The 26602-nt window shown below is 67.8% G+C and carries 24 protein-coding genes; 12 read left to right on the top strand and 12 right to left on the bottom strand.

Features of this window, described 5'->3' with window-relative positions:
• Window positions 1-50 precede the first annotated feature (50 nt).
• The 3 genes from ETX26_RS11395 (at window position 51) to ETX26_RS11385 (ending at window position 2529) form a co-directional block, all read left to right on the top strand.
• Window positions 51-671, top strand: a complete 621-nt coding sequence (locus tag ETX26_RS11395) for a DUF4136 domain-containing protein (RefSeq protein WP_129524795.1) — start codon at window positions 51-53, stop codon at window positions 669-671.
• The gene (locus ETX26_RS11390; RefSeq protein ID WP_129524794.1) at window positions 668-1804 is read left to right on the top strand and encodes a M14 family metallopeptidase; all 1137 of its coding nucleotides are present in this window, start codon (window positions 668-670) and stop codon (window positions 1802-1804) included. The genes ETX26_RS11395 and ETX26_RS11390 overlap by 4 nt, the downstream gene beginning before the upstream one ends.
• Window positions 1805-1923: 119 nt before the next feature.
• Window positions 1924-2529 (top strand): outer membrane protein, encoded by a 606-nt coding sequence (locus ETX26_RS11385; RefSeq protein WP_129524793.1) that lies wholly within the window; start codon window positions 1924-1926, stop codon window positions 2527-2529.
• Between the two features lie 49 nt (window positions 2530-2578).
• Here ETX26_RS11385 and ETX26_RS11380 read toward each other — a convergent pair whose 3' ends face one another.
• The 3 genes from ETX26_RS11380 to ETX26_RS11370 form a co-directional block, all read right to left on the bottom strand.
• On the bottom strand, window positions 2579-2983 hold the full coding sequence (locus ETX26_RS11380; protein ID WP_129525355.1) for a cytidine deaminase: 405 nt from the start codon (window positions 2981-2983) through the stop codon (window positions 2579-2581).
• A gap of 137 nt (window positions 2984-3120) precedes the next feature.
• Entirely contained in the window at window positions 3121-3822 is a 702-nt protein-coding gene (locus ETX26_RS11375; protein WP_129524792.1) for a glycoside hydrolase family 25 protein, read from the bottom strand.
• Between the two features lie 10 nt (window positions 3823-3832).
• Entirely contained in the window at window positions 3833-4327 is a 495-nt protein-coding gene (locus ETX26_RS11370; protein WP_129524791.1) for a UPF0262 family protein, read from the bottom strand.
• 152 nt (window positions 4328-4479) lie between these two features.
• Between ETX26_RS11370 and ETX26_RS11365 the strand changes: the two genes are divergently transcribed.
• A complete protein-coding gene (locus ETX26_RS11365) occupies window positions 4480-5994 on the top strand; it encodes a replicative DNA helicase (protein WP_129524790.1) in 1515 nt (504 codons plus the stop codon).
• Between the two features lie 4 nt (window positions 5995-5998).
• Here ETX26_RS11365 and ETX26_RS11360 read toward each other — a convergent pair whose 3' ends face one another.
• Window positions 5999-6508: a hypothetical protein gene (locus tag ETX26_RS11360; RefSeq protein ID WP_129524789.1), complete on the bottom strand. Its 510-nt coding sequence runs from the start codon at window positions 6506-6508 to the stop codon at window positions 5999-6001.
• Window positions 6509-6563: 55 nt separating this feature from the next.
• Window positions 6564-7754 (bottom strand): phospholipase D-like domain-containing protein, encoded by a 1191-nt coding sequence (locus tag ETX26_RS11355; protein ID WP_129524788.1) that lies wholly within the window; start codon window positions 7752-7754, stop codon window positions 6564-6566.
• Between the two features lie 111 nt (window positions 7755-7865).
• On the opposite strand from ETX26_RS11355, the gene rpoZ reads away from it, so the two are divergent.
• Window positions 7866-8210, top strand: coding sequence for a DNA-directed RNA polymerase subunit omega (rpoZ, locus tag ETX26_RS11350; RefSeq protein WP_129524787.1), 345 nt, complete (start codon window positions 7866-7868; stop codon window positions 8208-8210).
• 104 nt (window positions 8211-8314) lie between these two features.
• Window positions 8315-9394, top strand: a complete 1080-nt coding sequence (locus tag ETX26_RS11345) for a DUF3667 domain-containing protein (protein ID WP_129524786.1) — start codon at window positions 8315-8317, stop codon at window positions 9392-9394.
• Window positions 9395-9439: 45 nt separating this feature from the next.
• On the opposite strand, the gene ftsH is transcribed toward ETX26_RS11345, so the two are convergent.
• The 6 genes from ftsH to ETX26_RS11315 all read right to left on the bottom strand — a co-directional run bounded on the left by ftsH (window position 9440) and on the right by ETX26_RS11315 (window position 16425).
• Complete coding sequence (gene ftsH, locus ETX26_RS11340) at window positions 9440-11395, bottom strand: ATP-dependent zinc metalloprotease FtsH (RefSeq protein ID WP_129524785.1); 1956 nt, start codon at window positions 11393-11395, stop codon at window positions 9440-9442.
• Between the two features lie 87 nt (window positions 11396-11482).
• Window positions 11483-12466 carry a HupE/UreJ family protein gene (locus ETX26_RS11335; protein ID WP_225425750.1) on the bottom strand — a complete coding sequence of 328 codons (984 nt, stop codon included), beginning with the start codon at window positions 12464-12466 and terminating at the stop codon, window positions 11483-11485.
• Entirely contained in the window at window positions 12463-13278 is an 816-nt protein-coding gene (locus ETX26_RS11330; protein ID WP_129524784.1) for a peptidyl-prolyl cis-trans isomerase, read from the bottom strand. The genes ETX26_RS11335 and ETX26_RS11330 overlap by 4 nt, the downstream gene beginning before the upstream one ends.
• Window positions 13263-15239, bottom strand: a complete 1977-nt coding sequence (locus ETX26_RS11325; protein ID WP_129524783.1) for a DUF3604 domain-containing protein — start codon at window positions 15237-15239, stop codon at window positions 13263-13265. Before ETX26_RS11325 ends, ETX26_RS11330 begins: the two co-directional genes overlap by 16 nt.
• Before the next feature lie 84 nt (window positions 15240-15323).
• A complete protein-coding gene (locus ETX26_RS11320) occupies window positions 15324-15926 on the bottom strand; it encodes an exopolysaccharide biosynthesis protein (RefSeq protein ID WP_129524782.1) in 603 nt (200 codons plus the stop codon).
• 46 nt (window positions 15927-15972) lie between these two features.
• Window positions 15973-16425 carry a MaoC family dehydratase gene (locus tag ETX26_RS11315; protein ID WP_129524781.1) on the bottom strand — a complete coding sequence of 151 codons (453 nt, stop codon included), beginning with the start codon at window positions 16423-16425 and terminating at the stop codon, window positions 15973-15975.
• Between the two features lie 115 nt (window positions 16426-16540).
• Between ETX26_RS11315 and glpD the strand changes: the two genes are divergently transcribed.
• The 6 genes from glpD to ETX26_RS11285 all read left to right on the top strand — a co-directional run bounded on the left by glpD (window position 16541) and on the right by ETX26_RS11285 (window position 24246).
• Window positions 16541-18019 carry a glycerol-3-phosphate dehydrogenase gene (gene glpD / locus ETX26_RS11310; RefSeq protein ID WP_129524780.1) on the top strand — a complete coding sequence of 493 codons (1479 nt, stop codon included), beginning with the start codon at window positions 16541-16543 and terminating at the stop codon, window positions 18017-18019.
• A 79-nt stretch (window positions 18020-18098) separates the two neighbouring features.
• Window positions 18099-21227, top strand: a complete 3129-nt coding sequence (putA, locus tag ETX26_RS11305) for a bifunctional proline dehydrogenase/L-glutamate gamma-semialdehyde dehydrogenase PutA (RefSeq protein ID WP_129524779.1) — start codon at window positions 18099-18101, stop codon at window positions 21225-21227.
• 51 nt (window positions 21228-21278) lie between these two features.
• Window positions 21279-21806 (top strand): hypothetical protein, encoded by a 528-nt coding sequence (locus ETX26_RS11300; protein WP_129524778.1) that lies wholly within the window; start codon window positions 21279-21281, stop codon window positions 21804-21806.
• A gap of 80 nt (window positions 21807-21886) precedes the next feature.
• Window positions 21887-22441: a dCTP deaminase gene (gene dcd, locus ETX26_RS11295; protein WP_129524777.1), complete on the top strand. Its 555-nt coding sequence runs from the start codon at window positions 21887-21889 to the stop codon at window positions 22439-22441.
• Between the two features lie 80 nt (window positions 22442-22521).
• Window positions 22522-23697 (top strand): saccharopine dehydrogenase family protein, encoded by a 1176-nt coding sequence (locus tag ETX26_RS11290; protein WP_129524776.1) that lies wholly within the window; start codon window positions 22522-22524, stop codon window positions 23695-23697.
• Window positions 23698-23784: 87 nt separating this feature from the next.
• On the top strand, window positions 23785-24246 hold the full coding sequence (locus tag ETX26_RS11285; protein ID WP_129524775.1) for a DoxX family protein: 462 nt from the start codon (window positions 23785-23787) through the stop codon (window positions 24244-24246).
• Window positions 24247-24270: 24 nt separating this feature from the next.
• Here the strand turns inward: ETX26_RS11285 and ETX26_RS11280 are convergent, their stop codons facing one another.
• The gene (locus ETX26_RS11280; RefSeq protein ID WP_129524774.1) at window positions 24271-26478 is read right to left on the bottom strand and encodes a TonB-dependent receptor; all 2208 of its coding nucleotides are present in this window, start codon (window positions 26476-26478) and stop codon (window positions 24271-24273) included.
• Between the last annotated feature and the right edge of the window lie 124 nt (window positions 26479-26602).

The raw sequence follows: 26602 nt of genomic DNA, 5'->3' as shown, positions 1-26602 counted from the left end.
GATGGGTGCATTCGCGCGTTGATGGCGCGACCGATGAAGGAGCCCCGCCGATGAGAACCCTTCCTACCGCGATCGCCGCCGCTGCCGCGCTGGCGACGCTGTCCGCATGCGCCACCCCGGCCGTCACCAGCCCGGTCGAAGTTACCCGCTTCCTGGATCCCGCCGCGCAGACGCGGCTCGGGCAGGGTACCGTCTTCGTCGAGAGCGCCCCCGGAGCCGAGAGCGATTCGCTGGCGCTCGCGCCCTACAAACAGGCGGTTGCCCGCGAGCTGGAGGAGCTCGGCTATCGCGAGGCCTCGCGGGCCGCGGCGACGCAAGTGGCGCAAGTGCGCGTCGAGCGTTTCGTGTCCGGCCGCAACGGGCGGGAGCGTTCCCCCGTCAACGTCGGTGTCGGCGGGTCGACCGGCAGCTACGGCTCGGGCGTCGGAGTCGGACTCGGGATCAACCTCGGCGGGGGTGGCCCGCGCGAGATGCTCGACACGCAGATCGGGGTCATGTTAAAAGACAAGGAAAGTGGCGCGACACTTTGGGAGGGCCGCGCGCAATTTTCGGTAAGTGACAATTCACCATATGCCGATACCCCAGCCAACGCCTCGGCGATCGCCGATGCGCTGTTCCGGGGATTCCCCGGCAACAACGGCGAAACGATAGAAGTAAGGGTCAGCGAGTGAACGACATCCGGATCGACAGCAACTTCGACAGCGGCAACATCGAGGTGCTGTCGGTCAGCGGCGCCGAGGCCACCCTGGCGATCCGCCAGGATCATATGTCCGAATTCAAACAGTGGTTTCACTTCCGCGCCAGCGGAGCGGCGGGGCGCGAGCTGGTGCTGAAGATCACCGGGCTCGAAGGCTCGGCCTATCCGCTCGGCTGGCCCGGCTACAACTGCCGGGTGAGCGAAGACCGCGATTACTGGGCAACCGCCTCGACCAGCTACGACAAGCAGGCCGACGGCGGTACGTTGACGATCCGCCACGCTCCCGCCAGCGACATCGCCTGGTTCGCCTATTTCGCGCCCTATTCGATGGAGCGGCACCACGATCTCGTCGCCGAATGCGCGGTGAGCGAGGGCGTCTCCTATCGCTGTCTCGGCACCAGCCTCGACGGGCAGCCGATCGACTGCCTCGAATTGGGCGAGGGCGAGAAGCAGGTCTGGCTCTATGCCCGCCAGCACCCCGGCGAGACCCAGGCCGAGTGGTGGATGGAAGGCGCGCTCGAACGCCTGACCGACCCCGCCGACCCGATCGCCCGCGCACTGCGCACCCGTTGCCGGTTCCATGTGGTGCCCAACTGCAATCCCGACGGCTCGCGCCGCGGCCATCTGCGGACCAATGCCAAGGGCGTGAACCTCAACCGCGAGTGGGACAATCCGACCGCGGAGAACTCACCAGAAGTGCTCGCCATCCGCAATGGGATGGACGAGACCGGGGTCGACTTCGCAATGGACGTCCATGGGGACGAGGCGATCCCGGCGGTCTTCGTCGCCGGCTATGAAGGCATTCCGGGCCTGACCGACGAGCACCTCGCCGGCTTCACCCGCTATCGTGCGATCCTCGAGCGCCGCACGCCCGATTTCCAGACCGAGAAGGGCTACACCGTCTCCAAGCCGGGCCAGGCGAACATGAGCATGAGCACGACCCAGGTCGCGCACCGCTTCGGCTGCACCGCGATGACGCTGGAGATGCCCTACAAGGACAACGACGATCTGCCCGATCCCGACCAGAACTGGTCGCCCGAGCGCTGCAAGCAACTGGGCCGCGATTGCCTGGGCGCCTTGCTGGAGTGGCTCGAGGGCGCCGACTGAGCCGAGGGCGGCCGCGATCCGTCGCGCCGCGCACTCGTGCCGTCCACCGGTTCATGCCCGGGCAAGATGCGCGGGCTGAACCGGCAGCGTGCATGTCAACGCACGCGAAAGGATCAGCAATGAAAAGAGTTTTCGCCCTGGCCGCCCTCGGGGCAGGCTTCGTCGCCGCGCCCGCCATGGCGCAGGACAATACCGCCCCCGGCGGCCTCTATGTCGGCGCCATCGCTGGCTACGAGGGGATCGAAGTCGAATCGGCCGATGGCTCGGTCAGCGCCGATGCCGATTCGGCGGTTTACGGCATCACGGCCGGCTACGACCTCAGCCTCGGCAGCGCCTTCGTGGGGGTCGAGGGCGAGCTTTCGACCAGCGGCGGTTCGACGACTTTCCCCGACAGCTTCTCGGGCGCGCGCGACGGACTCGATGCCGACGGCCAGTACTACATCGGCGCGCGCGCCGGCCTCGCGCTGACGCCGGGCATCGCCGCTTACGGCAAGATCGGCTACACCTCGCTCGATACGAAAGCCTTCACCTCCTCGGGGTCGCTCGACGAGCTCGACGACAATGCCGGCGGCCTGCGCTTCGGCGGCGGCGTCCAGGTGCAATTGCCCGGCCCGTTCGAAGGGCGGCTCGAATATCGCCGCTCGCGCTACAAAGACATTGCCGACGGCACCTATGGCGACGCGACGACCGATCAGGCCGTGGCGAGCCTCGGCGTCCGCTTCTGACGCAAACGAGGGGGCCGTCCGGGCGCCGGGCGGCCCCTCCTCCCCGATACTAGTCCAGGCTCGCGGGTCCGAACGCGTGGGGCAGGAGCGCGCTGAGCTTCGTCCGGCGCACCTCATCCGGACCCACGCACAGCACCTCCGGGTCGGTGCCGCCAAGCGCGGCGAGCTCGTTGAGAACCTGCCGACAGCGCCCGCAGGGGGTGAGCGGCTCGCGGCCCGGCCCGGTCACCGCCACCGCTTCCAGCCCGCCGCGCACGCCGCCCGCCATCGCCTTCGCCACCGCGACCGTCTCCGCGCAGAGCGCGAGGCCGTAGCTGGCGTTCTCGACATTCGCCCCCGTTACCACGCTCCCGTCGGCAAAGCGCAGCGCAGCGCCCACCGGAAAGCGCGAATAGGGCGCATAGGCATCGTCCGCCGCGGCACGGGCGGCGGCGATGAGGTCTTCGTCGGTCATTGTCATCTGAAAATCCTAGCATCGTCGCCCCTGCGGAGGCAGGGGTCCAGATACGGCAAGCCGCTCTGCAAAACGGTTGCTTTTGCGTCCCGCCGCCGCGGACAGGCCCAAGCCTTCGCAGGGGCGACGGAAAAGCGTCAAGGCTGCACCACCACCCAGCGGAGCGGCGCTTCGGCGGCTTCGGTCTGCAGCGAGGTGTTCGCCGTCCACAGCAGCCACGGCCGGCCGGCATATTCGGGCGCGAAACGGGTGCGGGTTAGCCAGAGATGGCGTTCGAGCATGCCGGCGAGGTGGTAGCGCTCTTCGAACCCCGGATCGATCTTGAGGATCACCGGTTTGCCCGCATGCATTTCGATCTGGTTGATGAGCGTCATCAGCTCGCTCTCCACCGCCGCGTCACCGACCCGTTCGGCGCAGGCTTCAGCGGTGCGCGAGAGTTCGATCGCCGGCGGCAGGAGCGCCGGATCGCGCGGGACCATGGTCACGAAGTTGGCCGACTGCCCATCTGCCATCGTGCAGGGATCGAAACGGTGCACGGCACCGACCTGGAGCCCGGCGGCACGCGCATCGGCGAGATTGTTGCCGAAGCGCGCGTCGCGTTCGCTCGCGCCGTCGCTCGCATCAAGGTACACGAAGCTCGCGCCCAGCGCGCGCAGAGTACGGAAACGGACCGCTCCTTCGCTTGCGCTCACCTCCGCGCCCTGATCGGGAAACGCCGTTTCATCGGGCCGCCAGTGTCGAAGGTCCCACCATAGCCACGCACCGCCCGCCAGCGCGGCGAGCAGCAGCAGGCCGAGCGCGCGCGTGCGCCATCCGATTCGTCTCGCCTTGCGTGCCATTGGCCCCTCGTCACCCCTTGATATGGAGGACGCAGATCAAGGTAAACAGTCGTCGTGCGGTGGGAAAATCGGTGTCTATCTTGCCCTCGAGGCGTTCGAGCAGCAGTTCGGCCGCGTTGTTGTGGATGCCGCGGCGGGCCATGTCGATCGTCTCGATCTCCGCCGGCGTCGCCTTGCGGATCGCCTGATAATAGCTGTCGCAGATCGCGAAATATTCGCGGATCGGCCGTCGGAAGCGCGCGAGCCCGAGCACGATCGTCTCGACGTGCGCATCAGCCATGTCGCGAATCTCCATCGCGAGCCGCCCGTCGGGCACCGAGAGCTTGAGGCGCCAGGGCCCCTCGTGACCCTTGGCCACGGCACGCAGCGGCTTGAACGTGTTCTCCTCGATCAGGTCGTAGATCGCGACGCGCCGTTCCTGCTCGACATCGGCGTTGCGCCACAGGATCGTGTCCTGATCGAGCGCGATATGGGCAATGCGCCAGGTGTCTTCGGAGCCGGACATGGTCGCCCGCTTTCGCAGATGCGAAGGGGCAGGGGCAAGAGGAGGTTCGTGATGCCCGCGCGTCTTTGCCGGGCGTCATCCCCGCTATCCACAGGCGATGCCGGCAACCGCGCACTTGCCATTGCCGGGCACCCCTGCGCACAAGGCCGCCGATGGCCGAGCAAGACCTCCTGACCCGCCCCGAATCGGACACCGCGCAGGGCCGCGCGCTGCCCGCCAATATCGAGGCGGAGGCGGCATTTCTCGGTGCGGTGCTGATCGACAACCGCGTGATCGAGGAGCTCCCCGTCGCGGTAAGGCCCGAGCATTTCTTCGAGCCGGTCCATCAGCGCATCTACGAACGCGTGCTGACGCTGCTCGACCGCAACGCGGTGGTCACGCCGGTCACGCTCAAGCCCTATTTCGAGGCCGACGAGGCGCTGAAGGAACTGGGCGGCATCACTTATCTCGCGCAGCTCACCGCCGACGGACAGGGCCTGCTCGCCCCGCGCGAGCTGGCGCAGCAGATCTACGATCTCGCGCTGCTGCGCGAGCTCGTCAGCGTCGGTCGCACGCTGGTCGAAGGCGCGCTCGACACGAGCGAGGACGTCGCCCCGATGGACCGCATCGCTCAGGCCGAGGCGGACCTGTTTCGCGTCGCCGAAGGCGCCTCGAGCACGAGCGAAGCCTCGAGTTTCGGCATGGCGACCAACAAGGCGCTCGGCATGATCGAGCTGGCGATCAATTCCGGCGGCCACATCTCGGGCAAGACGACCGGGTTCACCTCGATCAACGACAAGTGCGGCGGCCTGCACAATTCGGACCTCATCATCCTCGCCGGCCGCCCGGGCATGGGCAAGTCGTCTCTGGCGACCAACATTGCCTTCAACTGCGCAGACCGGCTGCTGCGCGACCGGCGCGATCAGATCGAGGAGGGCAAGTCGGTCGGGGCCGGCGTCGCGCTGTTCAGCCTGGAAATGAGCGCCGATCAGCTCGCGACGCGTATCCTCGCCGAACAGGCCGGGATCAGCTCCGAAGCGCTGCGCATGGGCAAGATCAGCCGCGACGAATTCCAGAAGCTGAGCTTCGCCAGCCAACGCCTTGCCGAGCTGCCGCTGTTCATCGACGACACGCCTGCGCTGACCATCGCCGCGCTGCGCACCCGCGCCCGGCGGCTGAAGCGCAAGCACGACATCGGCCTGGTGATCGTCGACTACCTGCAGCTCCTGCAGGGCAGCGGACGCGCCAACGACAACCGCGTGAACGAAATTTCCGAGATCAGCCGCGGCCTCAAGACGCTGGCCAAGGAGCTCGACGTGCCGGTGATCGCGCTGTCGCAGCTCAGCCGCGCGGTCGAGCAGCGCGACGACAAGCGGCCGATGCTCTCCGACCTGCGCGAATCGGGCTCGATCGAGCAGGACGCGGACATGGTCTGGTTCATCTACCGCGAGGACTACTACGTCGCCGCGCGCGAGCCGAAGCGCCCGGTGGAGAGCGACGATGCCAAGACGCACGAGGCGCACAGCGCCTGGGCGGCGGAAATGGAGCGCGTCTTCGGCCTTGCCGAACTGATCGTCGCCAAGCAGCGCCACGGCGCGACCGGCAAAGTGCGGCTGCGCTTCGAGCCGCGCATCACGCGCTTCTCCGACTTGGCCGAGGAAGACCGCCGCACCGGCGAATACGACTAGGGCTTCACGGCCCGCATTCGAACAGGCCGTCGATCGACTGTCTCGCCTCGCCCGGGCCGGTGAAGGTCAGCGTGGCGGGGTAGATCGGCGATTCCATGGCTACCTGCGGCTCTTCGGCGACCGGCTCGTCGCCGGCCCTGTCGATCGTCAGCGTCAGCCCCTGGCCGCCGAAGCGCGCGCCGTCCGCCATCGCATCGTAGCCGCCCCGGCCCTCCATCGCGAGACGCCGCACCGAGCCGTCGTATTTCACCGCGGCCACCGCGCCGGCATCGTCGAGCACGTTGCCGCGCCCGAAGAAGATCGGAGCTTGCCCGTTCTCGCGGCGGAAGGTGCAGGCGAGTTCGCCCTCTAGCCGGGCCGAGCGGATATCCGCCTCACCCAGCGCTTCCAGCGTTGCCGCCCGTTCGGCCGCCCGCGGAGCGGACGGTTCGGCAACGTCCGGCTGGCGAGCCTGTTCGCCCGTATCGCCGCAGGCTGTCAGCACGAGTGCCGCGCAGAGGATCGCAATTCGCATGGAGTTCTCCTTCGCCCACCAACGCGCAGGACAGCGCTTGGGGGTCCGGCAGCACCTATAGGCCGAGATTCAGCCGCCGGGTCACCGTATAGTCGATGACCGAGACGAGCAACCAGCCGAGGTTCCAGCGCACGCGGTTCCACAGCGTGGCGCGCTTGCGGTGGAGCGCCGGGGTGATCGCCTCCGACGCCTCTATGTGATGGGAGATATACTCCCGCATCCGATCGGCCAGCGCGGCATCCTCGATCTGCAGCATCAGTTCGAGGTTGAGATAGAGGCTGCGCATGTCGAAGTTCGCGCTGCCGAGATAGACCACGTCGTCGAGCACGATCAGCTTGGTGTGCAGCTTGCAAGGCTTGAACTCCCAGACGCGCGCGCCCTTGCGCAGCAGGTAGCTGTAGAGCGAGCGCGTTGCGCCGACGGTGGCGGGGTTGTCGCTCTTGCTCGCCATGACCAGCCGCGTCTGGCCCTTCGCCGCGATCCGGCCGATGCGCCGCTGCAGCCGTGTGGGCGGGGAGAAATAGGCCATCAGCATGTCGAGCCGCTGCCCTTCCAGCAGGTCCTCGCTGACGCAGCGCGCCCAGGTGGAAAGCCCGTTGGTCGGTCCGCCCACCAGCCAGCGCGCGCCGCCCTCGGCCCAGTCCCAGCTTCTCACGGCGCGGCGAATGGAGCGGAACTTGTGGTCGTCGACGTCGCACCAGTCGCTCAGCCGCGCGAACCAATGGGCCAACCCCGTCACCGCGGATCCCTCGATGCGGATCGCGAGATCGTTCCAGCCGTCCTCGTCGGGCGGGGCGAAGTAGGAGTCCTCGATGTTGAAGCCGCCGATCATTCCGCATTCGTCATCGGCGATGACGATCTTCTGGTGATTGCGGATCAGATAGCGCTGCGTCCAGCGCGGGCTGAAACGATAGATGGTGCCGCCCGCAGCGCGCAGCGGGGCGAGGAATTCATCGCCCGCTGCCGCACCGAAGCCGTCGAGGATCAGCGTGACGGAGACACCGCGCCCGACGGCTTCGACCAGCGCGTCGCGCAGCGCGGTGCCCACTTCGTCCTCGGCATAGATGTAGAAGCACAGCTTGAGCGAGCGCTTCGCCGCTCGGACCATCGCGAACAGCGCTTCGCGCCGGTCCGTTCCGGCCGGGTAGAACGTCAGGTCCTGTCCGCCGGCATGTATCGAGAAGGAACTGGGATCGGTGAAAGCGGTACGGTCGGCGATATCGCCCGAGGTCTGCGTACCGGCCATCGCGCAGCCTTAGGGCGTGCCGCGCCCGGGCGCAAATCCTTGACTTTCGCGGCCCGGCCGCCTAGCTCGCACGCTTTCCGAACAACCCATTTGCAAACATCGGAGTGCCACATGGCGCGCGTTACCGTCGAAGATTGTGTCGACAAGATCCCCAACCGTTTCGATCTCGTGCTGCTGTCTGCGCAGCGCGCGCGCGAGATTTCCGGCGGCGCGGAACTGACCGTCGACCGCGACCGCGACAAGAACCCGGTCGTCGCCCTGCGCGAAATCGCCGAGCAGACGGTGCGGCCCAAGGAACTCAAGGAATCGCTCGTCACCGGCCTGCAGAAGATTCTGCCCGACGACGAGGACGAGGCGGACGAGATCGGCTCGCTGAGCCAGTCGGCCGAAGCGCTGCGCATCACCGCATCCGCCCCGACCCGCTCGACCTCGATCGGCTCCGACTACGAGGGCTGACCCGCCCTCCCCGCGACTTTCGAAGGGGCCGCCCGCAAGGGCGGCCCTTTTCATATCCGGTCCGCACGCTTCCCTCGACCGCGCCTCACGGTTAAAAGCGCCGCATGGCAGGGGATATCGGCGAGGGAATGGCGGAGATCGCCACCGGGGCGCTGGCGGCGCGCGCGGTCGAACCGGAACGGGGGGAGATGTCGCCCGGCGCCACCGGCCATACGCAGGAGAGCGCCTGCCTCAACTGCGGCACACCGCTCGCCGGGCCGCACTGTCACAACTGCGGCCAGCGTGCGCACGTGCACCGCACGCTGCGTGCGTTTTTCCACGACCTGCTGCACGGCGTGCTCCACTTCGAAGGCAAGACCTGGCGCACGCTGCCGCTGCTCGTCTGGCAGCCGGGAAAGCTCACCCGTGAATATATCGACGGCAGGCGGGCCAGCTACGTCAGCCCGATCGCGCTGTTCCTGTTCGTCGTGTTTCTCAGTTTCGCGGTGTTCAGCCTCGTGGGCGGCTCGCAGGCGTTCGCTCCGGACATCAGCGGACTCGACCAGGTCAGGTCGGCCTATGCGACCAACGAGAAGCAACTTGCCGAACTGCGCGAGGACCGCGAGCGCAACCTCGACGATCCGGCCGACCTCGCAGAGATCGACGAGCGCATCGCCGAACTCGAGGACGACCAGCGCGGTCTTAGAATGGTCATCGGCGGTGTGGGCACCGAGTTCGAGACGAACTTTCGCGAAGGATTCGAGCAGAATCCGCTGCCCGAAGGCAACGCCATCACCGCTGCATGGGAGAAGGCGGCAGCCAACCCGCAGCTCACGATCTACAAGCTGCAGACCAATGCCTACAAGTTCAGCTGGATGCTGATCCCCCTGAGCGTGCCGTTCGTATGGTTGCTGTTCCCGTTCTCGCGCCGGTTCAAGGGCTACGATCACACGGTCTTCACGACGTACTCGATCGCCTTCATGGTCGCGCTGGCCGCCGTCTCGAGCTTGCTGTTCTACTTCGGCATGCCGGGCATCGGCGGGCTGCTGCTGTTCTATGCGCCCTATCACATGTACCGGCAGATCCGCGGCGCGTACGGCACCAGCCGCTTCGGCGCGCTGTGGCGCATGCTGGCGCTGAGCCTGTTCGCGTGGATCGCGATCACCTTCTTTTTCATGGCGATCGGCTGGATGGCAGGATACTGACCGTTCTCGCGAGAGAGACCGGCCAGTATCCGATAGTCCTGGCCGTCAGGCGCCCTGCGGGGCGCCCTCGCTGCCGCCGAAGCGCTTGCCGGCTTTCGGGATCGCCGAACCGGTGACCGGACGCACGGTCGCCTGTCGCGGTGCCTCCGGGCGGTCGATCGTGCCGCTGTCGAGCAGTTCGCGGATCTCGTCGCCTGTCAGCGTCTCGTATTCGAGCATGGCCTGGGCGAGCAGGTGGAGCTTGTCCTCCTGCGTCTTCAGGATCTCGGTCGCCCGGCGGTGCGCGCTTTCGATCAGCGTCTTGATCTCGGCGTCGATCAGCTTGTTGGTCTCGTCAGAACCCATCGTGCGCGCGGTCTGGCCCATGCCGAGGTAGCCTTCCTGGCTCTCCTCGTACTGCAGCGGACCGAGCTTGTCGGACATGCCCCACTTGGTGACCATGTTGCGCGCCAGCTTGGTCGCATACTGGATGTCGGACGAGGCGCCGCTCGAGACCTTGTCGTGACCGAAGATGATCTCCTCCGCCACGCGCCCGCCCATGGCGACCGCGAGGTCAGCGTGCATCTTGTCCCGATGGTACGAGTAGTTGTCCCGCTCCGGCAGGCGCATGACCATGCCGAGCGCCCGCCCGCGCGGGATGATCGTCGCCTTGTGGATCGGGTCGGACGCCGGCTCGTTGAGGCTGACGAGCGCGTGGCCGGCCTCGTGATAGGCGGTCATCTTCTTCTCGTCGTCGGTCATGACCATGGAGCGGCGCTCGCTGCCCATCATGACCTTGTCCTTCGCGTCCTCGAACTCCTGCATCGCGACGAGGCGCTTGTTGCGGCGTGCCGCCAGCAGCGCGGCCTCGTTGACGAGGTTGGCGAGGTCGGCGCCCGAGAAGCCGGGGGTGCCACGCGCGATCGTGCGCGGGTTGACGTCGGGCGCCAGCGGCACCTTCTTCATGTGCACGGCGAGGATCTTCTCGCGCCCGTCGACGTCGGGCACGGGCACCACGACCTGGCGGTCGAAGCGGCCCGGGCGCAGCAGCGCAGGGTCGAGCACATCCGGCCGGTTGGTCGCGGCGATGATGATGATGCCTTCGTTCGCCTCGAACCCGTCCATCTCGACGAGGAGCTGGTTCAGCGTCTGCTCGCGCTCGTCGTTGGAGTTGCCGAGGCCGTGGCCGCGGTGGCGGCCGACCGCGTCGATCTCGTCGATGAAGACGATGCACGGCGCGTTCTTCTTCGCCTGCTCGAACATGTCGCGCACGCGGGATGCGCCGACGCCGACGAACATCTCGACGAAGTCGGAGCCCGAGATGGTGAAGAACGGCACGCCCGCCTCGCCCGCGATGGCGCGGGCGAGCAGGGTCTTGCCGGTGCCGGGCGAACCGACCAGCAGCGCGCCCTTGGGGATTTGGCCGCCGAGCTTGGAGAAGCGCTGCGGATCCTTGAGGAATTCGACGATCTCCTCCAGCTCCTCGCGCGCTTCGTCGATGCCGGCCACGTCGTCGAACGTCACCTTGCCCTGCTTCTCGGTCAGCATCTTGGCTTTCGACTTGCCGAAGCCCATCGCGCCGCCGCCGCCGCCCTTCTGGACCTGGCGCAGCGCGAAGAAGGCAATGCCGAGGATCAGGATGAACGGCAGCGACTGGATCAGCACGGCGAGCAGGATGTTCATCCGCTCGGGCGCGGTGCCGGTGTATTCGACGCCGTTCGTGTCGAGCAGTTCGGTCAGCCGCGTGTCGTTGGTCACGGGCACGGTGCTGAACGTGTCGCCGTTATCGAGAGTCCCGGTGATCTGCTCGGGCGAGATCGTGACGTCCTTGACCAGGCCCGCCTCCACGTTCTCGCGGAAGGTCGAATAGCCGATCTCCTTGCCCGCCGGCTGCCCGGCATTGCCGAACATCGACACGAGGAGCACGAGCGCGAGGAAAATCCCGCCCCAGACCATGAGGCTCTTGATCCAGGGATTGGGGCCGCCACCCTCGGGGTCGCCGGGCTGCTTGTCGTCGTTCATCGGAACAGGAATCCTTTCGCCGCACAATGTAGGGGCGAGCGGGTGAATGGCAAGATAACGGGAGCCCGTCTGCCGCAGGGCGGCGCGTCAGCCGATCACTCTGTCGATCAGCCAGTACGATCCGGTGATGCCGATGCTGTAGGCCGCGAGTCGCGAGCCTGTCGTCAGGACGGGTTGCGCGAGGCGGTCGAGCGCGGCGAGCAGCGCCATCAGGGCCGCGACGACGAGCAGTTGCCCGGCCTCGACGCCGAGGTTGAAGGCGAGCAGCGCTGCGGCGATTTCTCCCTCCGGCAATCCGATCGCGGCAAGCGCGCCGGCGAAGCCGAAACCGTGGAGCAGCCCGAACGCGAAGGCGATCGCCCACGGGTAGCGCAGGGTCCAGCTTTCCTCCCCCCTGCGCAGCCGCACGATCTCAAGCGCGAGGAACACGATGGAGAGCGCGATCAGCGCCTCGACCGGGCGCTGCGGCATGCCGAGCAGGCCGAGCGAGGCCCCCGCGAGCGTGATCGAATGCGCGACGGTGAAGGCGGTCGCCGCGAAGACTACCGGCCGCCAGCGGCGCAGCAGCAGGACCAGCGCGATCACGAACAGCAGATGATCCCAGCCGAGCAGGATGTGCTCGACCCCGATCACGAAGTAGCTTTCGAGCACTTGCATGCGGTCGGGGCGGGCGGAAATTGCCGCCTGCGGCTCGGCCGACGTGAGACGCAGCGCCTGGACCGGATCGCCGAGCGGGGCGACGCGCACGAGCATGTCGGCCTGACCGATCAGCCCCGGCATTCCGATCGCACCGCCACGCACCGTGCCCTGGCAGCGCGCCTCCGCCGTTCCGACGATGGCGAGGGCGGCGACGCCTTGCTCGATCGCGCCGTGATAGCGGCAGTTCGCGGGCAGGCCAGGCGGCGGCGGCGCTTCGAGCGGGGGCGCGGTGAACGGCTCCTTCCACGCGAGGCGCCATTCGCCGGGCGCAGTCTCGGTGAACTCCAGATAACCGGGGCGCAGCTCGTCGGCGCTGGCCGGGGCGGCGATCAGGGCCGAGAGCGCCAGCAGCAGGGCGGCGAGCCCTCTCACCGCGCGATCGTCACCGTGTAGGCATCGCGGAGCAGGGCGTAGGCCTCGTCGCGGCGGCGTGCGATCGTTTCCGCGCGCCAGTCGTTCTCGACCCGCTCGCGGATCTCCGCCAGCGGCGGTACTTCGCCGGCCTTCCGCGTGTGCAAACGGACCGCGTGCCAGCCGAATCCCGAAGCGACCGGACCCGACCAGCCGCCGCCCGGCTCCATCGCGTCGAGCGCATCGACGAACGCGGTGCCGAACTGCTCGGTTGCGCGGCTCCGCGCAGTCCCATCGACCGAGGGCGGGAGCGAGATCGGCTCGCCTTCCACCGCGCCGCCCGCGCGCAAGCGGCCCAGCGCCGCCTCCGCCGCGGCGCGCTCGGCGAAGAAGCGCTGGTCGAAGCCGTAACGGACCTCGCGCGCGAAGCGCTCGGGATGATCGGCCAGCCATGTCGCAAGTACCTCGTCAGAGGGCTCGACGGTCTCGGCCATGCTCTGCGCGAGGAAGTCCATCTTGTTCGCCATGCGTTTGCGCACGACGGCATCGTCGCGGTCGAGCCCGAGCCGCAGCGCCTCGCGGTACAGCACCTCCTCACGCACGTATTGCTCGGTCAGCGTATCGAGCTCGGCGTCGGTCGGCGGGCGCTTCATCGTCCGCTCGTACTGCAGCGCCAGCCGGGCGCGGTCCTCCAGGCTGACGTCGATCGTGCGGCTCGCCGGATCGGCGGGTTCGCCCTGCCAGGCGAACAGCGCGAAGAGCACCGCCCCGGCGGCGAGGAAGTGCACCATCGGCTCGCGGGTCCAGCGCGGCACGATCATCCACGAAGCCACGCGCGCGCGAACCAGCCGGCCTGCCGCTCGGCGCTTTGCTCTGTGCGAGGCGCAGGGCTGTCCGGGCCGAGCCAGATCGGCGAGGTATAGGCGCGTTCCTGCGCCACCGCGTCGGCCATCGCATCGGGCGGCAGCTCGATTCCGAACCGCACCGCATCGTAAAGCGTCCAACGCGGTGTCGGGATCGCCAGCACGCGGACGTAGTAGAACGCGCTCTCGCCCTCGCGATAATCGGAATCGGTCCAGACCGCGCGCAGTTCGGGCGCGCCGATCGTGTTGGCGTAGGTCGCCGTCTCGCGGTCGACCGTATCGCCGACCGCGGGCACCTTCCCGCCCGCCATCGGCCGCTCGTCCATGTCGGACCAGACGACGTCGTGGACTTTCTCGTGCAGCACGCCGTCGGCGGTGATCCAGCCCTTGACGATCTGCACCCGGTCGAGGTGTGCGCCTTCCGGGTCCTTGAGCGCGGAGATCAGGAACGTCGGCGCCTTGCCTTCGTCGACCAGCTTGCCGCCCATCGGTACGCCGCGGGTATAGCCGGCGCGGACCCAGTCGCCGCGCCAGTCCTCCTCCGTGAAGTCGAACCCGCCGAACAGGCGCACCGTCATGCGCGGGCCGGTGGTGGCATAGACCTCGCGCCGCATCATTGCGTCGAAGATTTCGGCCCGCGTGTTCGCCCGCGCCCAGACCGCCGCATAGCCGCCGGCCATGTAGTGCCAGCCGAACCGGCCGACTTCGGTGCCGAGGTCCTGCGGCTCCAGCGCGCGGCCCTCGATCGCCGGTTCGTTGCCGGTGTGCTTGCCGAAAAAGTTGTCCTCGTCCCCTGTCGCGAGCGAGGTGTGGCTGTCGGTCGAGCCGATCATCCCGAAGGCATAGGGGTTCACCCCCGTGCGCTGCTCGATCGAGAGGCCGCGCTTGAGCGCCTCGCGCAAGTACTCGCCCGCCAGCATGGTGTCGGCCTTGCGTTCGGTCAGTGGCAGGTTGCCGAGTTCCCACCCGGCATCGCCAAAGCTGGCGAACTCGTCATTGGGCGAGAGGAACGGGTGGGATTCGCTGTCGCCCTTGATCTGGGTCGCCTCGACCACCGGCTCGCGCATCGCGCGGCGGCGCGCGTAGTCGGCGCTCATCGGCCCGCCCTGCGAATCGGTCAGCTCGAACATCAGCCCGTTCGAGAGATTGGAGTTGTGCGGAATGGCGAGCGTCCTGCCGCCGGTCGCCTCCTCGTAAGCATCCATGTAGTCCCACAAGTCGTCGACCGGCCCCTGCAGCCCCGGATAGGGCAGTATCTGACTGGTGCGCGCATAGCCGTCGCGGAACATGACCACGCGGTGCAGATTGTTGCCGCCCGGCATCAGCGTGTACTCGAAGCCGGCGAGCGGGGTGAACTCGCCCGGCCCGTAGTAGCGGTCGATCAGCCGCAGGTGCGCGTCCCAGATCTCGCGCATGTTCTCCTCGCGGCCTTCAGGATCGCGGAACGCTTCGGGCAGCGAGTCGGTCGCCGCGGCGTCGATCAGCTCGGCGACGGCACGCTGCGACTGCTCGGGGCTCTCGTGCATCATGTCGTGCCAGCGGCGCAGCGTCGGGTCGCGGATCAGCAGGCGCGGCGCGTCGTAGAGCCGCCGCATGGCGCCGAGCCCGTCCGAATGATCGGCGATGACAAGGAAGTCGAGCGGGCGCGACAGCTTCGCCTTGACGCCGGTGCTCGAGGTCACCTCATCCCCGCGCGCGAACTTGAGCGCTTGTTCCGGCCCCAGCCGCGTGCCGAAACCGAAGGCGTCAATCGAATTGTCGGTGTGCAGATGGGTGTCGCCCCACAGGACCTGTTGCGGGTACTCCGCGATCTCGACCGCCGCTTCGGCGTCTGCCGCGCGCTGCGCTTCGCGTTCGGCGCCGCCGCACCCGGCCAGCGCCAGCGACGCCGCCAGTGCCAGGCCCGTCGCTGCCGTCTTCGATCCCGCCATCGCATCCTCCCCCCGGATATGCGTCGTTCTGCGGCCCGCCGGCACAATGGCACAGCGGGACACGCCGTCAAGCGCCGGAGGAGGTCAACCGCTGAGGCCGCCCGAGACGACGAGCGCGATCACGAGGCCCACCGCGCCGAGCGAGAGCGTGAACGCGATCAGCATCAGCAACCCGTCGCGCACCATCAGCGCCAGCCCGAAGGCCGCTATCGCGATCATGGGTGCGGAACTGGCGAAAGGCAGGAGCTCGAGCGGCGGGACCATGCAGCACAGGAAGAGGATCACCGCAGCGGCAGCGCGGGGCCAGAGCCCTTTCGTAAGCCATTTGAGCCTGCCCCTGAACCAGCGGTCCATCGCCGCTGCGACGCCGTCCAGGTGATGCGCCGCGCGCGCGAGCCGGTCGCCGTTGACTGCGCGGCGCTCGACGAAAGGCGGCAGCCAAACATGATCGCGCCCGAGCAGAAGCTGACCTGCGATAAGCGCGATCGACAGTGCGAGCAGGCTCGGTACCCCGGGAATCCCGCCGATCGGCGAGAGCTCGATCAACGGCAGGAGCAGCAGGATCGGGCCGAAGCTGCGCCGCCCGAACTCGTCGAGCGCGTCGCCGACGCAGACTTCCTCCTGGTGCTCGCCGAGATCCTCGATCCCTTCGAGCACTTCCTCGATGCTGTGCGGTTCCTGCGTCATAATCCTTGGCAGGAACGGGCGGGCCGCCGTTCGGCTCCCGCCGTCATCAGCCGGGCTTCCTCTTCAGAAGGGCGGTGCGCTCGCAGCGGCAGACGACCTCGCCGCGCTGGTTGAGCATCTCGTGAGTGAAGGTGACGATCCCCGCGTCGGGCCGCGATTTCGATTCGCGCAGGGCGGTGACCTCGCTGGTCGCCCGCAGCGTGTCGCCGATCGCGACGGGCTTCGGCATCGCGACCTTGTCGTAGCCGAGATTGGCGACGAGCGTGCCCAGTGTGGTCTCTCCCACGCTTACCCCCACCATCAGCGCGAAGGTGAAAGTGCCGTTGACGAGTATCTGGCCGAATTCCGATGCCCGCGCCGCCTCGGCATCGAGGTGGAGCGGCTGCGGATTGTGGGTCATGGTCGTGAACAGCAGGTTGTCGGTCTCGGTGACCGTGCGGCGGATCTCGTGCTCGATCCGGTCGCCCACCTGCCATTCGTCGAAATAGCGGCCTGCCATCCTCTGCGCTCCCCAAGTCTGCGTCGGCAGCGCCATAGCGGCCCGGCAGCGCCAGGCAAACAACGTGGCGCAAATCGCTCGCCTCCTGCGGCCCGGGCCGATAGGGCCGCAGCGCATGTTCGACCTTCTCGTTATCGGCGGCGGCATCAACGGCGCCGGGATCGCACGCGACGCCGCCGGGCGGGGGATGAAAGTCGCGCTGGTCGAGAAGGACGATCTCGCCAGCCACACCTCATCGGCCAGCACCAAGCTGGTCCACGGGGGCCTGCGGTATCTCGAACACTACGAGTTCCGTCTCGTGCGCGAGGCGCTGCACGAACGCGAGGTCCTGCTCAAAATCGCTCCACACCTCGTGCGCCCGATGCGCTTCGTCCTGCCGCACGACAGAGGGCTGCGGCCCAAGTGGATGTTGCGGCTCGGACTGTTTCTCTACGACCATATCGGCGGGCGGCGAACCCTGCCGGGCAGTCGCGGGATAGACCTGCGCAAGCCGCCGCACGAGGCGATCCTGCAGGACCGGTTCCGGCGCGGGTTCGAATATTCCGACTGCTGGGTCGACGATGCGCGGTTGGTGGTGCTGAACGCCGTCGACGCGCGCGAGCGCGGGGCGGAAGTGATGACCCGCACCGAATGCATCGCCCTCAAACGTGTCGGCGAGCACTGGCGCGCGACGCTGCGCGCCGGCGGTGCCGGCAAGACGGTGAGGGCGCGGGCGGTGGTGAACGCCGCTGGCCCCTGGGTGGACAGCGTCGCCGCGATGGCGACCGGCGGCCGGGCGGAGGCCCACCTGCGGCTGGTCAAGGGCAGCCATATCGTGATCCGCCGCATGTTCGAGGGGCCCCACGCCTATATCTTCCAGAACGGCGACGGGCGGATCGTCTTCGCCATTCCCTACGAGCGCGACTTCACGCTGATCGGCACGACCGACCAACTGTTCGAAGGCGACCCCGATGCGGTGACGATTTCGGAGGAAGAGCGCGACTACCTCTGCGCGGTGGCGAGCGAGTATTTTCGCGAGCCGGTCGAGGCCGCCGACGTCGTCTCGACTTACGCCGGAATCCGCCCGCTCTACGAAGACAATGCCGCGAGCAACGCCACCGTGACGCGCGACTATGTCTTTGCGATCGACGCGCCTGACGGTGAGACGGGCGGCGCGCCGCCGCTGCTCAGCGTCTACGGCGGCAAGATCACCACCTACCGCAAGCTTGCGGAGCACGCACTGGAGCGGCTGGGCGAACATTTCGCCGTGCCCGAGGCGCCGTGGACTGCCGATGCCGTGCTGCCCGGCGGCGACTTCGAGCACGGCTTCGACGCGTTCGTGGCGGAGGTTCGCGCGATCTGGCCGTGGCTCCCCGAAGAAACCGCGCTGCGCTTCGCCCGCGCTTATGGAACGCGGATCGAGCGGGTGATCGGGCGCGCGCAATCGCTCGCCGATCTGGGGCGCGACCTCGGCGGCGGGATGACCGAAGCGGAAGCCGACTATCTGCACCGCGAAGAGTTTGCGCATACGGCGGACGACCTGCTCTGGCGGCGCAGCAAACTCGGCCTACATATGACGGCACAAGCCCCTGAAATCGTGGCGGCGGCGCGCTGAAGCGACTTCGCTTGATTGCCGCGGGCGCCGCGTCCAAGGGGCGCTCGAACCCCTTCCCTTTCAGCCGAGTCGCACAACAATGCCCGTTTCCGCCCCGCTCGATCGCACCGCCATTCGCGTCGCCTACCGGCAGGAGGAGGGCGCGTGCATTGCCGAGCGGCTGCGGCAGGCTGCGCCTGCGAGCGCGCTCCACGGCGAGGCCGCGACACTTGCAGGGCGGCTGATCGAGGGCGCGCGCGGACGCAAGGCGAGCGGGATCGACGCCTTCCTCCAGCAGTTCGGCCTTGCGACCGAGGAAGGCATCGCGCTGATGTGCCTTGCCGAAGCGCTGCTGCGCGTGCCCGACAACGCCACCGCCGACGCGCTGATCCGCGACAAGATCGGCGAGATCGACTGGTCGGAGCATCTGGGCGAGTCGAGCTCTACTTTCGTCAACGCCGCGACTTTCTCGCTGATGCTGACGGGCGAGGTGCTCGAACGGCCCGAGGAACATCAGAAGGGCATGGGCGCGACTGTGAAGCGGGCCATCGGCCGCCTGGGCGAACCGGTGATCCGCAAGGCCACGCTGCAGGCCATGCGCATCCTCGGTGGACAGTTCGTTTTCGGCCGCACGATCGAGGAGGCGCTCAAGCGCGCGGCACCCGAGCGCGCCAAGGGGCTGACGCACAGCTTCGACATGCTCGGCGAGGCGGCGATGACCTTCCCCGACGCCGAACGCTATCGCGGGGCCTACGAGCGCGCGATCGAGCGACTGGCGCGCGAAACCGACGGCACGATCGCCACCTCTCCCGGGATCTCGGTCAAACTCTCCGCGCTCTATCCGAAGTACGATTACTTTCACGGCGAAGCGGCGGCAAAAGCGCTGGTGCCGATGCTCCGGGATCTCGCGATCAAGGCGCGCGACGCCAACATGCACTTCACGATCGATGCCGAGGAGGCCGAGCGGCTCGAGCTCTCGCTCGACATCTTCGAGGCGCTGGTGGCCGATGACGCGCTGTTCACGCGGCGCGACGGCAGCGCGTGGGAAGGCTTCGGCCTGGCGATCCAGGCCTACCAGAAGCGCGGCGTGCCGCTGTGCGACTGGACCGCCAAGCTCGCCCGTCGCCATGGCCGGCGGCTGATGGTGCGGCTGGTCAAGGGTGCCTACTGGGACACCGAAATCAAGCTGAGCCAGGTCGGCGGGTTCAAGGATTTCCCGGTCTTCACGCGGAAGGTCGCGACCGACGTGTCCTACCTCGCCTGCGCGGCGAAGCTGCTCGAGGCGCGCGATGTGCTCTATCCGGCATTCGCGACGCACAACGCCTATACGATCGGCGCGGTCAAGGCGCTCGCCGCCAAAGGCGAAGGCGAATACGAGTTCCAGCGGCTGCATGGCATGGGCGAGGAAGTCTATGCCGAACTCGCTGCGGTGGAGGGCAATCGCAAGACCCCGGTGCGCATCTATGCGCCCGTCGGTACCCACAAGGACCTTCTCGCGTACCTCGTGCGCCGCCTGCTCGAGAACGGGGCGAACTCCAGCTTCGTCAACCGCATGGCCGACGCCGAAGTGCCGGTGACGGAGCTGACCGGCGACCCGGTCGCCGAACTCGCCGCAACCGAACCTCGCCGCAATCCCGCAATCCCGCTGCCCGCCGACATCTTCCCCGGCCGCCGCAACAGCGCCGGGATCGATATCTCGGATCCCTTGGTGCGCGAGCCGCTGCTCGAACGACTGGCGGTGCTCGACACGCGCCGCTGGCATGCCGAGCCGACGTTCCGCTCGCCCGAGCAGGGCGAAGTCGCGCCGATCACCCAGCCGCAGGATCTTACCCACGAGGTTGGCACGCGGCGCGATGCGCTGCCCGAGGAAATCGACGTCGCGATCACCCGCGCGATGGCGATCCAGCCCGGCTGGGATTCGCTCGGCGGCGAGAAGCGCGCGCTGCTGCTCGAAGCCGCGGCCGACAGGTTCGAAGCGCATACCAACGAGATCATCAGCCTCTGCCAGCGCGAGGCCGGCAAGACGCTGATGGACGCCATTCTCGAACTGCGCGAGGGGGTCGACTTCCTCCGCTACTACGCCAACGAGGCGCGGCGGCTGTTCTCCGGCCCAATCCCCCTGCCCGGCCCGACGGGCGAGGAGAACCGGCTGAGCCTACACGGGCGCGGCGTGTTCGCGACCATCAGCCCGTGGAACTTCCCGCTCGCGATCTTCATCGGCCCGGCCGCCGCGGCGCTCGCCGCGGGCAACGCGGTGATCGCCAAGCCGGCCGAGCAGACGCCGCTGATCGCCGCCCTGGCGGTCAAGCTGTGCCACGAAGCGGGCATTCCCGAAGACGTGTTCCAGCTCCTCCCCGGTGCGGGCGAGGTGGGCCAGCTCATCACCTCCGACCCGCGCCTCGCGGGCGTCGCCTTCACCGGCTCGACCCAGACCGCGCAGGCGATCAACCGCACGCTCGCCGCGCGCGAAGGCCCGATCGCGACGTTTATCGCCGAGACCGGCGGGCAGAACGCGATGATCGTCGACAGCTCGGCGCTGCCCGAACAAGTGACGCGCGACGTCGTCAACAGCGCCTTTCAGAGCGCCGGCCAACGCTGCAGCGCGCTGCGCGTGCTCTACCTGCAGGAAGACATTGCCGACGAGACGCTGACGATGATCAAGGGCGCGTTCGAAGCGCTGACGATTGGCGATCCGGAAGAGCTGCCGACCGACGTCGGACCGGTGATCGATCCCGACGCCAAGGCCGCGCTCGAGCGCCATGTCGCCCGGCGCAAGAAGCACGGCCGCATGGTCTGGCGCCGCAAGATGCCTCGCAACACGGCCGCCGGATGCTTCGTCGCGCCGACGATCATCGAGATCGATTCGATCCTCGACCTGCGGCGCGAGAACTTCGGCCCGATCCTGCACGTGGTGCGCTTCAAGGCGAGCGAGCTCGGACGCGTGATCGAGGACATCAATGCGACCGGCTACGGTCTCACCCTGGGCCTTCACAGCCGGATCGAGGCCACCCGCCGGTTCGTCGAGGCGCGCGCGCGGGTCGGCAACTTCTACGTCAACCGCAACCAGATCGGCGCGGTGGTCGAAAGCCAGCCGTTCGGCGGCGAGGGCATGTCCGGCACCGGACCCAAGGCGGGCGGGCCGCACTACGTCGCGCGCTTCGCAACCGAGCGCGTTGTCTGCATCGACACCACCGCAGCAGGCGGCAACGCCAGCTTGCTGGCAAGCTGAGCGGAGGCACTGTGTTGCAGCGCATCGCGCCCGTTTGCTAGAGCGAGCGCGATGCGCCGCTTCGCTGCCCTGATCCTTTCGCTCGTCGCGCTTGCCTGGTCGGTCGGAGCGGCCGCGGAGGTCCGGATGAGCTTCCACAGCTTCAACGGCTCGGTCTTGTTCGGCCGCTTTCCACACGCCTTCGTCGTGCTGGAAGGAACGCTCGACAAGACCGGCCAGCCGATCGACGAGAACTACGGCTTTACTGCGAAAACGATCTCGACCCGTCTCCTGAACGAGCCGGTGGAGCACGCGGTGGAGGCCGAGGAAGACAAGTACATCCGCGAGACCAATCGCCATTTCACGGTGACGCTCACCGACGCGCAATACTGGCAGGTGCGCGCCGAAGTGGCGAAGTGGCGCGATGCGCCGGGCAAGTACTACGACCTCGACAAGCGCAACTGCATCCACTTCGTCGGCGCCATGGCGCGGATCGCCGGGCTGCGGGTGGAATACCCCCAAGACATGCTGCGCCGGCCGAAGAAGTGGCTCAATCACATCACCCTGCTGAACCCGCGGCTCGGCGCCGAGCCGATCTAGCTACCGCCCTCCGGTGAACGGGAGGGGATAAGCTGCGCGCGATACTTGCCCCCTCCGCTTCGCTCGGGAATCACCGGCGCATGGCGATTCTCTCCGACCGGTGGATCCGGCAACAGGCGACCGAGAAAGGCATGATCGAGCCTTTCGTCGAAGCGCAGCGGCGCGAAGGCTGCATCTCCTACGGCTTGTCGAGCTACGGCTACGACGCGCGCGTGGCGGATGAGTTCAAGATCTTCACCAACGTCGACAGCGCGGTGGTCGACCCGAAGGATTTCGCCGCCAACTCCTTCGTTGACCGCAAGACGGACGTCTGCGTGATCCCGCCCAACTCCTTCGCACTCGCTCGGACGGTCGAATACTTCCGCGTCCCCGAGGACGTGCTGGTCATCTGCCTCGGCAAGAGCACCTATGCGCGCTGCGGGATCATAGTGAACGTCACCCCGCTGGAGCCGGGCTGGGAAGGCCACGTGACGCTGGAGTTCTCCAACACCACACCGCTGCCGGCGAAGATCTACGCCAACGAAGGCGCCTGCCAGTTCCTCTTCCTCCAGGGCAACGAGCGCTGCGAGACGAGCTACAAGGACCGGGCGGGCAAATATATGGGTCAGCTCGGGGTGACGCTGCCGCGGCTTTAGAGCGCCTGCCAGCGGGTACTGGCGTCGCTTGCCGAAATGGCGCATCCTGCTCCCGCTGGAACGACGGCTGGAGAGCGTGAATGGCCGACAGGGAATTCGACATCGTCGTCTATGGGGCGACCGGCTACACCGGGCGGCTCGTCGCCGAGCACTTCGTCCGCGAATACGGCGGCAGGCCGGATGCGCCGAAATGGGCCATGGCCGGCCGCAGCCTGACCAAGCTGCAGGATGTGCGCGCCGCGATCGCCGCGCCGGCCGACACGCCGCTGATTGTCGCCGACGCGGACGATCCGGCGAGTCTCGAGGCCATGTGCCGCCGCACGCGTGTGGTCCTGACCACGGTCGGGCCCTACCAGCTCTACGGCGATGCGCTGGTCGCCGCCTGCGTCCGCACCGGCACCGACTATGCCGACTTGTGCGGCGAACCCGGCTGGATGCGCGAGCAGATCGACCTGCATCACGAGGCGGCGAAGGCGAGCGGCGCGCGCATCTGCTTCTCCAGTGGGTTCGATTCGATCCCCTTCGATCTCGGCGTGCTGATGCTGCAGAAGGAGGCGGTGAAGCGCTTCGGCAGGCCCGCCCCGCGCGTGCGCGGCCGCGTGCGGGCGATGAAGGGGACCTTCTCGGGCGGCACCGCCGCCAGCCTCTCCGCCACGGTGAAGGCAGTGGCGAAGAACCCGCGGCTCGTTCCTATTCTACAGAGCCCGTTCGGGTTGACGCCGGGTTTCGAAGGTCCGGACCAGCCGATGGGCCTGGTGCCGCATTACGAGGACGACCTCGGAAAATGGGCCGCGCCGTTCATCATGGCGACGATCAACACCAAGAACGTCCACCGTACGAACTTCCTCGCCGGGTTCCCCTATGGCGAGGACTTCCGCTACGACGAGATGATGCTGACGAGCCCGGGCGAGGCGGGCCAGGCCGCCGCGAACGCGGTTGCCGACATGCTCAAGAACCCGTTCGGCGCCAAGCCCCCGAAGCCGGGCGAGGGCCCGAGCCGGGAAGAGCGCGAGAACGGCTTCTACGACGTGCTGTTCATCGGCGAGATGCCGGACGGCGAGCGGCTCCACTTCGGCGTGAAGGGCAGATACGATCCGGGCTACGGCTCGACCAGCCGCATGCTCGGGGAAACGGGCATGGCGCTGCTGGGCAGCGAGGTGCCGGGCGGCGTGGGCACGCCCGGCTACTTCCTGGGCGAAGCGCTGGTGAAGCGGCTCGAGGAGCATGCCGCAATCGCCTTCGCGCCTGAGGATTGACGCGGCCGCGGGCACGCGGTGCGATGACCATTTTCCCTTCCCGAGCGTTTGCTCGGCGGGAAATCACGGGGAAGAGGAGAGGAACCCATGTCCATCGTCGCAGCCATCATCGGGCGCATCATGCTGGCCGTCATTTTCATCCTGTCCGGGATCGGGAAGATCGTCGATCCGGCAGGCACGGCCGAGTACATCGAAAGCGTGACCACGCTGCCGGGCAGCCTGGCCCTGCCGACCGGCGTGTTCGAACTGGTCCTGGGGCTGATGCTCGCGATCGGGCTGATGACGCGGATCGCCGCGATCCTGCTGGCGGGTTTCACGCTGCTCACGGCGTTCTTCTTCCACAACGAGTTCGGCGATCAGACCCAGCTCACCGCCGCGCTCAAGAACCTCGCCATCGCCGGCGGCTTGCTGCTCGTCTTCGCCTATGGCCAGATGCGCGGCAGCTTCGACTACATGCGCGAGCGCAACCGCACGCGCAAAGCCGAGCTGCGCGCCGCGCATGCCGAAGGCAAGGCCGAGGGGTTGGCCACCCACACCGCCGCCGACTGACCGACGACGTGCGGGTGGCTGTCCTCAGAAGCTCGTCCGCACGCTCAGCTTGAAGTTGCGCCCGGCGAGCGGCACGAAATCCTTCGTGAAGCTCGCATGGCGGCGCCCTTCGGCGTCGAAGATGTTGTCCGCCTGGAGAAGGACCGTCAGATTGTCGTTGCCGCGCATCGGCTTCCACGCGAGCGAGGCGTTGACGTGGGTGAAGCTGTCGGTCTCGGTCTCGAACGGCGCGATGCGATCCTGCTTGTCGAACCACTGCGCTTCCACCCGCGCGTCCAACGGCCCGGTCTGCGCCTCCAGCGCGCCGAGCAGCCGCAGCGGCGGGATGCGCGGCAGCGGCGTGCCGTCGCTCAGCTCGGCGCGGATATAGTCGCCGCGCACGTCCGCGAGCAGGGTGAAGCCGTCGGTCTCGTAGACCGGATAAGTCACCTCGCCCTCGACCCCGAAATATCGTGCGTCGCCCTGCAGGTATTCGAACACCGGCAGCCCGTCTTCCTCGAAACCTGTTTCGGCGAGGTAGATGTAGTTGTCGAACCAGTTGTTGAACACAGCGACGCTGATCGTGCCATCGCCGATCGGGCCGCGTGCGAAGGCCTCGACGCCCCAGGCGCCTTCGACTTCGAGGTCCGGGTCGCCGATCTCGAACGCCTGGGTCGCGATGTGCGGGCCGTTCGACAGCAGCTCCTCGGCGCTCGGCGCACGTTCCGCGCGGCTGCCGGTCAGGCCGAAGCGCAAGCCTCCATCGGTCTCGTAGACCAGGCCGAGCGCGCCCGAGAACGTGTCGAACGAGCGCTGGAAACCAAGCACCTGCGATTCGACATCGGTCGCCTCGTAGCGCCCCGCCAGCTCGAGCTGGAGCGGATCGAGCGCGATTTCCTGCAGGGTGAACACGGCGAACTGGTCGGTGTGGTTCTTCGGCACGTAAGCCTCCGCCCCGTAGGCGTCGAAATCGCGGAAGTAGTACTGCACGCCGGTCGAACCGCCCCAGCCGCCGCGGTCGTTCTGCTCCAGCTCCGCGCGCGCCTCGATCCCTTGCACGTCGAACACGGTGCCGACCGCATCACCCTCGAACTCGGTGTGCGTGTAGTCGCTGAACCCGACGCGGGTGTTCAACGCAGAGAAGAACCCGTCGCCGAGCGCGAGCCGCCCGCGCATGTCGGCGCGGAACTGCCGAAGGCCGATGGTGACGAGTTCGTCGCCATGCTCATGTTCCTCGCCTTCCTCGTGCCCGTGATCCTCGTCGTGATCGTGCTCTTCCTCACCGTGATGGTGGCTGGTGCCCGGGCGCATCGGCACGCCATAGGTCGTGTCGTACCAGCCGACCGACGCGCCGAGGTTGCTGTCGCCTTCGAAGAAAGCGAAGCCGGTGTTGACGCTCCAGGTCTCGGTTCCGCTGTTCGGCAGCACGCCGCGCTGGTTGGCCAGCTCGCGCAGCTCCTCGGCCTCGTCGAGATGGCCTTCTTCCTCCTCGTGCTCCGCGTCGTGGAGCAGGTCCGCGCGCAGGCCGGGCGCGGCGGCGTAGCCGGCGATCTCGAGATCGTCGGTCTTACGGTAGGAGCCGTCGATATGGACCACGAAGCGGTCGCCGAGCGGCACGTCGAGCGAAGCGCCGCCCTGGCGCAGGTCGGACGCGGTATCGACTCCCGCGAGCGCGTCGATGTGGAAGGGCTCGTTCAGTCGGCGCAGCGGAATGCGTTTGTCGATCACGTTGACCGCGCCGCCGATCGCCTGACTGCCGTAGAGCAGCACCGCGGGCCCGCGCAGGACCTCGATCCGCTCCGCCGTCAGGGGGTCGATCGAGGTCGCGTGGTCGGCCGAGGTGTTGGACACGTCGATCGCACCGATCCCGTCGATCAGGACCTTGACCCGCTCGCCCGAGAAGCCGCGCAGCACCGGGCGCGAGGCGCCGGGGGAAAAGCTCGTCGCCGAGACCCCCGGAACCTTGGTGAGAACTTCCCCGATCTGCCCGTCGAGGTTGCGCTGCAGTTCCACGCCCTCGACCACCGTCGTGCCTGCGAGCACGTCGAGCTGCTGGAGCCCGGCGGCCGTGACCACGATCTCGCCCGTCGGTGCGATGCGCCGGTCGTGGAAATCGTCCGATCCCTGCGCATCGCGCGTCTCCTGCGCGCGATCGTCGCTGTCCTGGGCGTGAGCGGGTGCGGCGGCGACGCAGAGCGCCAGGCCGAGCGGAAGGATGAGCGGCCGAGCCGCGATGAGATGACGATACAACATATCGGCAGCCTCATAGCGATTCGCGTCGCGATGTCCACAGCCGTTCTCGACGAACCGCCGACCGCCACTGCCCGGCGTTCCGCGCCGCTGCATACCCGGTCCAGGCAGAGACACCCGTCCCGTA

It is taken from the genome of Pelagerythrobacter rhizovicinus (assembly GCF_004135625.1).
GTDB lineage: Bacteria > Pseudomonadota > Alphaproteobacteria > Sphingomonadales > Sphingomonadaceae > Pelagerythrobacter > Pelagerythrobacter rhizovicinus.
The sequence above is the reverse complement of the archived record's forward strand: the minus strand, read 5'-3'. Positions and strand labels throughout refer to the sequence as shown.

Bases quoted from the DNA above. Each gene is read 5' to 3' on its own strand.
- ETX26_RS11290 (WP_129524776.1), top strand. From the start codon at position 22,522: ATGGCCGACAGGGAATTCGACATCGTCGTCTATGGGGCGACCGGCTAC.
- ftsH (WP_129524785.1), bottom strand. From the start codon at position 11,395: ATGAACGACGACAAGCAGCCCGGCGACCCCGAGGGTGGCGGCCCCAAT.
- ETX26_RS11320 (WP_129524782.1), bottom strand. From the start codon at position 15,926: ATGACGCAGGAACCGCACAGCATCGAGGAAGTGCTCGAAGGGATCGAG.
- ETX26_RS11300 (WP_129524778.1), top strand. From the start codon at position 21,279: ATGCGCCGCTTCGCTGCCCTGATCCTTTCGCTCGTCGCGCTTGCCTGG.
- glpD (WP_129524780.1), top strand. From the start codon at position 16,541: ATGTTCGACCTTCTCGTTATCGGCGGCGGCATCAACGGCGCCGGGATC.
- ETX26_RS11365 (WP_129524790.1), top strand. From the start codon at position 4,480: ATGGCCGAGCAAGACCTCCTGACCCGCCCCGAATCGGACACCGCGCAG.
- ETX26_RS11375 (WP_129524792.1), bottom strand. From the start codon at position 3,822: ATGGCACGCAAGGCGAGACGAATCGGATGGCGCACGCGCGCGCTCGGC.
- dcd (WP_129524777.1), top strand. From the start codon at position 21,887: ATGGCGATTCTCTCCGACCGGTGGATCCGGCAACAGGCGACCGAGAAA.
- ETX26_RS11325 (WP_129524783.1), bottom strand. From the start codon at position 15,239: ATGGCGGGATCGAAGACGGCAGCGACGGGCCTGGCACTGGCGGCGTCG.
- ETX26_RS11285 (WP_129524775.1), top strand. From the start codon at position 23,785: ATGTCCATCGTCGCAGCCATCATCGGGCGCATCATGCTGGCCGTCATT.
- ETX26_RS11385 (WP_129524793.1), top strand. From the start codon at position 1,924: ATGAAAAGAGTTTTCGCCCTGGCCGCCCTCGGGGCAGGCTTCGTCGCC.
- ETX26_RS11370 (WP_129524791.1), bottom strand. From the start codon at position 4,327: ATGTCCGGCTCCGAAGACACCTGGCGCATTGCCCATATCGCGCTCGAT.
- ETX26_RS11315 (WP_129524781.1), bottom strand. From the start codon at position 16,425: ATGGCAGGCCGCTATTTCGACGAATGGCAGGTGGGCGACCGGATCGAG.
- rpoZ (WP_129524787.1), top strand. From the start codon at position 7,866: ATGGCGCGCGTTACCGTCGAAGATTGTGTCGACAAGATCCCCAACCGT.
- ETX26_RS11355 (WP_129524788.1), bottom strand. From the start codon at position 7,754: ATGGCCGGTACGCAGACCTCGGGCGATATCGCCGACCGTACCGCTTTC.
- ETX26_RS11395 (WP_129524795.1), top strand. From the start codon at position 51: ATGAGAACCCTTCCTACCGCGATCGCCGCCGCTGCCGCGCTGGCGACG.
- putA (WP_129524779.1), top strand. From the start codon at position 18,099: ATGCCCGTTTCCGCCCCGCTCGATCGCACCGCCATTCGCGTCGCCTAC.
- ETX26_RS11280 (WP_129524774.1), bottom strand. From the start codon at position 26,478: ATGTTGTATCGTCATCTCATCGCGGCTCGGCCGCTCATCCTTCCGCTC.
- ETX26_RS11360 (WP_129524789.1), bottom strand. From the start codon at position 6,508: ATGCGAATTGCGATCCTCTGCGCGGCACTCGTGCTGACAGCCTGCGGC.
- ETX26_RS11380 (WP_129525355.1), bottom strand. From the start codon at position 2,983: ATGACCGACGAAGACCTCATCGCCGCCGCCCGTGCCGCGGCGGACGAT.
- ETX26_RS11345 (WP_129524786.1), top strand. From the start codon at position 8,315: ATGGCAGGGGATATCGGCGAGGGAATGGCGGAGATCGCCACCGGGGCG.